General features: G+C 60.0%; 7 protein-coding genes. 5 read left to right on the forward strand and 2 right to left on the reverse strand.

Annotated elements, in window-relative coordinates; translation table 11 throughout:
* Nucleotides 1-16: 16 nt before the first annotated feature.
* Nucleotides 17-1,141 carry an S-(hydroxymethyl)glutathione dehydrogenase/class III alcohol dehydrogenase gene (locus LQ215_RS12880; RefSeq protein WP_003203440.1) on the reverse strand — a complete coding sequence of 375 codons (1,125 nt, stop codon included), beginning with the start codon at nt 1,139-1,141 and terminating at the stop codon, nt 17-19.
* Nucleotides 1,142-1,201: 60 nt separating this feature from the next.
* Nucleotides 1,202-3,238, reverse strand: coding sequence for an NADH:flavin oxidoreductase (locus LQ215_RS12885; RefSeq protein ID WP_230150283.1), 2,037 nt, complete (start codon nt 3,236-3,238; stop codon nt 1,202-1,204).
* 210 nt (nt 3,239-3,448) lie between these two features.
* Here LQ215_RS12885 and LQ215_RS12890 point away from each other — a divergent pair, with 210 nt between their 5' ends.
* The 5 genes from LQ215_RS12890 to LQ215_RS12910 all read left to right on the forward strand — a co-directional run.
* Nucleotides 3,449-4,198, forward strand: coding sequence for an electron transfer flavoprotein subunit beta/FixA family protein (locus LQ215_RS12890; protein WP_230150285.1), 750 nt, complete (start codon nt 3,449-3,451; stop codon nt 4,196-4,198).
* Nucleotides 4,198-5,133, forward strand: a complete 936-nt coding sequence (locus tag LQ215_RS12895; protein WP_230150287.1) for an electron transfer flavoprotein subunit alpha/FixB family protein — start codon at nt 4,198-4,200, stop codon at nt 5,131-5,133. The genes LQ215_RS12890 and LQ215_RS12895 overlap by 1 nt, the downstream gene beginning before the upstream one ends.
* Before the next feature lie 338 nt (nt 5,134-5,471).
* On the forward strand, nt 5,472-6,371 hold the full coding sequence (locus tag LQ215_RS12900) for a glycine betaine ABC transporter substrate-binding protein (RefSeq protein ID WP_230150289.1): 900 nt from the start codon (nt 5,472-5,474) through the stop codon (nt 6,369-6,371).
* An 87-nt stretch (nt 6,372-6,458) separates the two neighbouring features.
* Nucleotides 6,459-7,457 (forward strand): Ldh family oxidoreductase, encoded by a 999-nt coding sequence (locus tag LQ215_RS12905; RefSeq protein WP_356641637.1) that lies wholly within the window; start codon nt 6,459-6,461, stop codon nt 7,455-7,457.
* 40 nt (nt 7,458-7,497) lie between these two features.
* Nucleotides 7,498-8,015 (forward strand): dimethylsulfonioproprionate lyase family protein (locus tag LQ215_RS12910; RefSeq protein WP_230150291.1); only part of this gene is annotated, 518 nt, incomplete at its 3' end.

Consider the following 8,015-nt stretch of genomic DNA (forward strand, 5'->3'; position numbering starts at 1 on the left):
GACGATCGACCGGCACTCAGAAATGAATGACGGTGCGAATGCTTTGCCCGCTGTGCATCAACTCGAAGGCGTCGTTGATTTTGTCCAGGGGCATGTTGTGGGTGATGAAGGTTTCCAGCGGAATTTCCCCACGGCTGGCCTTCTCCACATAACTGGGAAGCTCGGTGCGGCCCTTCACGCCGCCGAAGGCGCTGCCGCGCCATACGCGACCGGTGACGAGCTGGAACGGGCGGGTACTGATTTCCTGGCCGGCACCGGCCACACCGATGATGATCGACTCGCCCCAACCCTTGTGGCAGCACTCCAGCGCCGCGCGCATCAGTTGCACATTGCCGACGCATTCGAAGGAGTAATCCACGCCACCGTCGGTGAGTTCGACGATGACGTCCTGGATGGGACGGTCATCGTCCTTGGGGTTGATGAAGTCCGTTGCGCCCAATGACAGGGCAACGTCACGCTTGGCTGGGTTGATATCGATGGCCAGGATGCGTCCGGCATTGGCCATTTTTGCGCCGATGATCGCGGCCAGGCCGATACCGCCCAGGCCGAAGATCGCCACGCTGGCACCCGCTTCGACTTTTGCCGTGTTGAGTACCGCGCCAATCCCCGTGGTTACCCCACAGCCGAGCAGGCAAACCTGATCCAGCGGCGCGTCTTTTGAAATCTTCGCCAGGGAAATTTCCGGCAGCACCGTGTATTCGGAAAAAGTCGAGCAGCCCATGTAATGGAACAGCGGCTGGCCTTCATAGGAAAAACGCGAGGTGCCATCGGGCATCAAGCCTTTGCCCTGGGTGGCCCTGACGGCCTGGCAGAGGTTGGTCTTGCCGGATAGGCAGAATTTGCACTGCCGACATTCAGCGGTGTAGAGCGGGATCACATGGTCGCCGACTTGCAGCGACGTCACGCCTTCGCCGATGGATTCGACGACGCCGCCACCTTCATGGCCCAGCACCGTGGGGAAAATGCCTTCGGGATCGCTGCCCGAAAGGGTGAAAGCGTCGGTATGGCAAACGCCAGTGGCAATGATGCGAACCCGGACTTCACCGGCCTTGGGCGGTGCCACATCGATGGTGACCAACCGCAACGGTTCGTTGGGCGCGAATGCGACCGCAGCCCTTGATTTCAAGGTCTGTGCTGACATGGAAGAGCCTCGTGTCGAATAGGAAAAGATGGCCCCTGATCCAGGATCAGGGGCATGACTTCAGATGTCCTTGACCAGTCGCAACGCATCGTAGATGGCCGCGTGGGTATTACGCGCCGACACCGCGTCGCCGATCCGGAACAGCTGGAAACGGCCCTGCGGGTTGGTCACGATATTCTGGGTTTTGCCGGCGATCAGATCGTGCTGTTCCACCGCGCCGTTATTGCTCGAATGCGGGCGCAGTTCGAAGTACAAATCGTCCAGGGGCAGGGTGCCGTGGTTGACCACCACCTGATCGACCACTCGTTGCTTGTGCACCTGGCCATAATCGCTGCCGAAGTTGGCCACCAACTGACCGTCGCGCTTCTCCACGGAATCGACCCGATAGGTGACCGTGAAGGTGACGTTCAGGTCTTGCAGGCTGCGCATGTAAGGCACCAGGTTCATCGCCATCACCTCCGGCGCAAACGAGCGGTCCGGCGTGACGATCTCCAGTTTTGCACCGCTGTTGGCGATGACCTCGGCCGCCTGCAACGCCGCATGGTCGCCGGCGTCGTCGAAGATCAGCACGTTCTGGCCGGGCTTGACGTCGCCGGAAATGATGTCCCAGGTCGACACCACCAGTTCATTGCCGTGCTTGAGCACCTCGGTATGGGGCAAGCCGCCGGTAGCGACGATCACCACGTCCGGCGCCTCGGCCATGACGGTCTCGGCTTCGGCCCAGGTGTTGAACTGGAACTTCACTCCCAGCCGTTCGCATTGCGCCATGCGCCAGTCGATGATGCTGATCATCTCGCGGCGACGCTCGCTCTGCGCGGTCAAACGGATCTGTCCACCGGGCTGATCCGCCACTTCGAACACCGTGACGTCGTGGCCACGTTCGCCGGCCACCCGTGCCGCCTCCAGGCCCGCCGGGCCGGTGCCGATCACCACCACCTTGCGCTTGACCGACGCCTTGGGGATTTCGTGGGGCATGGTGGTTTCGCGGCCAGTGGCGGCGTTGTGGATGCAATACGCAGCTCCGCCCTGATAGATGCGGTCCAGGCAATAGTTGGCGCCGACGCAGGGGCGGATTTCTTCTTCGCGCTTTTCGATGATCTTGCGCACGATGTGCGGGTCGGTCATGTGCGCCCGGGTCATGCCGATCATGTCCACCTTGCCGGAGGCGATGGCGTGTCGCGCCGTGGCGACGTCCGGGATCTTGGCCGCATGGAACGTCGGGAAGCCGGTGGCCGAACGAATCTCGCCGGCAAAATCCAGGTGTGGCGAGTTGCGCATGCCCTGGATCGGAATCACGTCGGTGAGACCGGCATCGGTATCGATGTGCCCGCGTACGACGTTGAGGAAATCCACCAGCCCACTGTCCTTGAGCATGTGGGAGATCTGCAGGCCATCGCTGGCACCGAAGCCGCCGGGCAGGCCTTCGTCGCCGGTGTAGCGCACCCCGAGCAGGAAATCCTCGCCACAACGCTGGCGAATGCCGCGTAACACATCAAAAGTGAAGCGCATCCGGTTTTCCAGCGAACCACCGTAGGGGCCATCGAGATCGTTGGTCAGTGGCGACCAGAACTGATCCATGAGGTGCCCGTAGGCCTGCAGTTCCAACCCATCAAGACCGGCGGCCTTCATGCGCTCGGCGGCGTCCACGTAATCCTTGATGATCCGGTCGATGTCCCATTCTTCCATCTTTTTCGGGAAGGCCCGGTGGGACGCTTCGCGACGATGGGAAGGCGAGACGACCGGGAGCCAGTCGGCCTTGTCCCAGCGCGTGCGTCGCCCCAGGTGAGTCAGCTGGATCATCACCGCCGCGCCGTGTTCGTGGCATTCGTCGGTCAGGTCCTTCATCCATTTGACCACTTCGTCCTTGTACGCCAGCACGTTGTTGAACACCGGCGGGCTGTCCCGGGAAACGGCGGCGGAGCCCGCCGTCATGGTCAGCGCCACGCCGGCCTTGGCGCGTTCGACGTGGTAGGCGCGGTACAGATCCTTCGGCATGCCGTCGACGGGATAAGCGGGCTCATGGGAGGTGGTCATGATTCGGTTTTTGAGGGTCAGGTGTTTGATCTTATAGGGCTGCAGCAGAGGATCGCTGGACATGGTGTTGCGCTCCGGGAACAGAACATCAGGCTTGGTTTGACATAACGGTATGTCGAATGTTCATGTGTGTCAACGATTGAGACACAAGTGTACATTTTCGTTGCGTGGCGGAAAAACCAGGATTACCATCCAGTCGAAACAGGGGTGGCCCGGCTCGTGCGGCCGGCCATCGCGCATCGATCCAAAGTGCAAGGGGCTGTGCGAAGAACCATGAAAGTACTCGTTGCGGTAAAGCGCGCCATCGACCCGAATGTGAAAGTCCGGGTGAAAGCCGACGGTTCAGACGTTGAGCTCAATGGCGTGAAGATGGCCTTGAATCCGTTCTGCGAAATCGCGGTGGAAGAGGCGATTCGCCTCAAGGAGAAGGGGCTGGTATCCGAAGTGGTGGTGGTCTCGGTGGGCACTTCGCCCGCCCAGGAGCAACTACGCACGGCATTGGCACTCGGTGCGGACCGGGCGCTGCTGGTCGAGACGAGTGCGCTACTCGAGCCGCTCAACGTCGCCAAGTACCTGAGCAAAGTGATCGATCAGGAAAAGCCGCAACTGATCCTGTTTGGCAAACAGGCGATCGACCAGGAGAACAACCAGGTCGGGCAAATGGTCGCGCAGTTGATCGGCAGCGGTCAGGCCACTTACGCCTCGGCCGTCAATCAGGTCGACGGGCAATGGGTAGTCGAGCGTGAGGTTGACGGTGGCAGCCAGGTGCTCGCCCTCGCCGTGCCGGCCGTGGTGACCTGCGACTTGCGCCTGAACCAACCGCGCTACGCCTCGTTGCCGAACATCATGAAAGCCAAGAAAAAACCGCTGGAAATCATTGCCGCTGACACCTTGGGCGCGAGCGTGAAGGAACACACTCGATTGTTAGGGGTTGTCCCGCCAGCAGTGCGCAAAGCAGGGATAAACGTCAGTTCGGTGGCCGAGCTGGTGGATAAATTGAAAAACGTTGCGGGGGTGATTTGATGCGCACATTGGTGATCGCCGAGCACAGTGCAGGTGAGCTGACGGCAGGTACGTGGAGCGCCGTGACCGCCGCCCTGGCCCTGGGTGCCGAGACGGATTTGTTGGTGATGGGCGGGACGGACGCATCGGCAGTGGCGCAACAGGCAGCACTGACCCAGGGCCTGGACCGGGTGCTGCTCGCACAAGGTGCGATGTTCGAAAACGCCCTGGCTGAAAATGCCCAACCGCTGATCACTTCACTGGTGGCCGAGGGGTATACGCACGTCGTTGCCGCTGCCAGCAGCATGGGCCGCAATGTGTTGCCACGGGTCGCGGCCAGCCTGGATGTCGGCATGCTGTCCGACGTCACCCACATCGTTTCGGCGGACACCTTCCAGCGTCCCATTTATGCCGGCAATGCCATCGCCACGGTGCAGTCCCTCGATCCGATCAAGTTGCTCACCGTTCGTGCCTCGGCGTTCACCCAGGCCTTGTCCCATGAGCATCGCTGCGCAGTGGTGGCGGTGGAGGGCGGGCAAAGCGCAAGCAACGTGCGTTTCGTGAGCGAACAACTGACTGCCAGCGAAAGGCCCGATTTGTCGAGTGCCCGCGTCGTCGTGTCCGGTGGCCGCGGCATGCAATCCAAGGAACATTTCGCCTTGATCGAGCGTGTGGCCGACAAGCTTGGCGGCGCCGTAGGGGCCTCGCGTGCCGCGGTGGATTCGGGGTTTGCCCCCAATGATTTGCAGGTCGGGCAGACGGGGAAAATCGTCGCGCCAGAGCTATACATTGCCGCGGGTATCAGCGGCGCCATTCAACATCTGGCGGGCATGAGTGGCTCGAAGGTCATTGTTGCGATCAACCAGGACGCCGAGGCGCCGATTGCCCAGGTGGCGGATTACATGTGGGTGGCGGATGTGTTCGAGGCCTTGCCGGCGCTCGAAAAAGCATTGTGAGTGCTTAATGCAAACGATGAACCTGTGGCGAGGGAGCTTGCTCCCGCTTGAGTGCGAAGCGCTCACAAAAAGGGCTGCTACGCAGCCCAGCGGGAGCAAGCTCCCTCGCCACGGGTCTGGCGACAGCCTTAAGGGAATACGCATTACAAATAGAGTTCCGCCAAAGGGCGGAGGAGGGCCGAGCGACCCGAATACATGAAGGGCTTTCGCATAACTAAAGCTTATCCATGCATCACATAAAATCCCTTGAGGGTGTAATGGCACTCTGCTTTTATGAGGGAAGTTAATGCTTCTGCTGCCCTGCCAATAACTATTAATACAGTACGCGGAGATGCACCATGATTACGTTATCCAGTAAAACTTGTATCGGCTGGCTTGCAGGCCTGGCGATGGCCGCCGGTAGCTTGGCGGCTCACGCCGAGGAACCCACGCCTATCCGTATTGGATGGGTGAATTGGTCGGATACGGAAATCGCTGTAAAGCTGGCAGATACGGCATTGCGCGACCACTTGAAGCAACCGGTCAAATTGGTACTCGCCGATATCGGCATTCAGTTCCAGGCCCTGGCTAACGGCAATATCGACCTGATTCCGATGGTCTGGCTGCCGAGCACGCACAAGGCGTTCTACGACAAATACCAGGACAAGCTCGAAGACCTCGGCGTGCTGTATGAAGGTCGGATCGGAATGGCCGTGCCAACGTCCATTCCGACCAGCGAGATCGCCAGTGTCGAGGATCTGAATAAACCAGAAGTGCGGGAGAAACTCGGCGGCAAGATCCTGACTTCGGAAGTGGGTAACGGCCAATACAAACTCACGGAAAAGGCCATCCAGGAATATAAGCTCGATGGTTACAAGATGGTCGCTTCTTCAGAGTCTGGAATGCTGAGCGAGCTGGATCGCAACATCAAGCGTGACAAATGGTCGTTGATCAACGCCTGGAGTCCCCACTGGATGTTCGCCAAATGGCCGCTGCGCTACCTGGATGATCCGAAGCAGATTTTCGGTGGTGCTGAGCAAATCCATGCGGTTGCCCGCAAAGGTTTCAGCGCCGAGCATCCTGATGTTGCCCGGTTCTTCGCCAACTTCAAGATTCCCAAGGCTGACCTTGAGAAGTTGATGTCGAGCGCCCGTGACAGCTCGGCAGACAAGGTCGTTGCAGAGTACTACGCCGCCAACAAGCCTCGCTTCGAGGCGATGTTCGGCAGCCAGACCGCTTCGGCGACACCCTCCCAGTAATCAACGCGATTCTCGATAGTTATGTTGCTGTCCGATGCCCTTGGTGAAGGGCATCGGATGCATAGAACGAATATTCAGGCGATACCCTTGAAGACCACAACTTATCGTCGCTATACCGTTGATGAAGCGATCGACTGGGTGAAGCATCTTTGCGAAGCGAAGGGCTGCTCACCCGCGGTTGCCCTCTCATTGGCCCACGCCACCGTGGCTGCGCAAGCGCGCGGTAACCAGGCCGTGGGGTTTCGGCACCTCACCGATTATTTGCCGGGTTTCTCTTCCGGACGAATCAATCCACGTGCCGAACCACGCATCTCTCGCGCTGGCGCGATTATCTTCAAGTCCGATGCCCAAGGCGGAATTGCCCAGCTGGGTGTCGATCGCTGTTTCGATTCGTTGTGCCATGCCGCGCAGGCCAATGGCATGGCCGCGCTGAGCCAGTGCAACAGTTTCACCAGCGGTGAATTGGGTGACTACACGCTGCGGTTTGCCAAGGCCGGTCTGATTGCATTGGCGGTCGCAAACGGGCCGGCCCTGGTCGCCGTTCCTGGTGCCAAGGGCAAGACCTACTCGACCAATCCGCTCTCATTTGCCGCGCCTTCAGTCGATGGCATCCCGCTGCTGTTCGACCAGGCGTGCAGTGCCGCGGCATTCGTGAATATCGCCCACGCTGCTTCGACGGGCAGCGATATCCCTGACGGTTGGGCGGTGGACCAGCAGGGCAACGGCACACGTAATGCCTTGGCGGCGTTGAGCGGTGCGCTGCTGCCTTTCGGTGGTCACCGTGGGGCCAATCTGATGCTCATGGTCGAGGTGTTAGCGGCGGGGCTCACGGGGGCCAATTGGTCGTTGGATGCGCCGGCGTTTAACCAGGGAAACCAGGCGCCTGGCTGTGGCTTGTTGATCCTGCTTCTGGCGCCGGATTTCTTTTCGACGGGATTCGAGCAGCGGCTCTCAAGTCAACTGAGCCGCCTGACACAGATGGGCGTCCACAGGCCGGGATGGGAACGGCAACACTCAACGCTCACCGCACAGGATGATGGGATCAGTGTTCCCGTTGACCTGTTGGAACAACTGAGCCGTCTGTAAGCCAGTTCGATATGTTGCTCGGGAAATGGGATCGAAAACGATGATAAACAGCACTGAAGATCCATCGTGGGACCAGGACATTCTCCGTAGCGGGGAGTCGCTCAGGCATTCGCTCCAGAGCGTCTTGTCGGGCTGCGGTTGCGATGAGGCGCCAGCACATGCCGCGTCTCTGAGCACGGCCGAATGGAATATCAGCAAGACTGCGCAGACTTCAAAAGCGCTGCCAGGTTATCTGGAGCGTCATCTATCCGATGCGCTCGACGCTGCGCCCAGGACCGATGATGACCTGATATCGATACTGGCTGCGCTGAGCACGCTCTTGCCTCATCTCACCTGGATAAACCGCCAAGCCCGGGCCGACCAGGACAGCGCTTTTGTGGAGCGCCATCGCCACGGGATGATCGCCGGCCCTGGAGCGTTATTTGAATGTTCCACCTTGACCTTGGGGTTGGCGCTGATGATGCCCGAGACCCGCTACCCCTACCACCAACACCCGCCTGCCGAGTTCTACCTCGTTCTGTCGCCGGGGGACTGGTATCGGGAGGATGTGGGGTGGTG

It is taken from the genome of Pseudomonas brassicacearum, assembly GCF_918698105.1.
GTDB lineage: Bacteria > Pseudomonadota > Gammaproteobacteria > Pseudomonadales > Pseudomonadaceae > Aquipseudomonas > Aquipseudomonas brassicacearum_F.

Excerpts from the sequence above, each read along its gene's own strand:
- LQ215_RS12895 (WP_230150287.1), top strand. The coding sequence starts at position 4,198 with ATGCGCACATTGGTGATCGCCGAGCACAGTGCAGGTGAGCTGACGGCA.
- LQ215_RS12900 (WP_230150289.1), top strand. The coding sequence starts at position 5,472 with ATGATTACGTTATCCAGTAAAACTTGTATCGGCTGGCTTGCAGGCCTG.
- LQ215_RS12880 (WP_003203440.1), bottom strand. The coding sequence starts at position 1,141 with ATGTCAGCACAGACCTTGAAATCAAGGGCTGCGGTCGCATTCGCGCCC.
- LQ215_RS12885 (WP_230150283.1), bottom strand. The coding sequence starts at position 3,238 with ATGTCCAGCGATCCTCTGCTGCAGCCCTATAAGATCAAACACCTGACC.
- LQ215_RS12890 (WP_230150285.1), top strand. The coding sequence starts at position 3,449 with ATGAAAGTACTCGTTGCGGTAAAGCGCGCCATCGACCCGAATGTGAAA.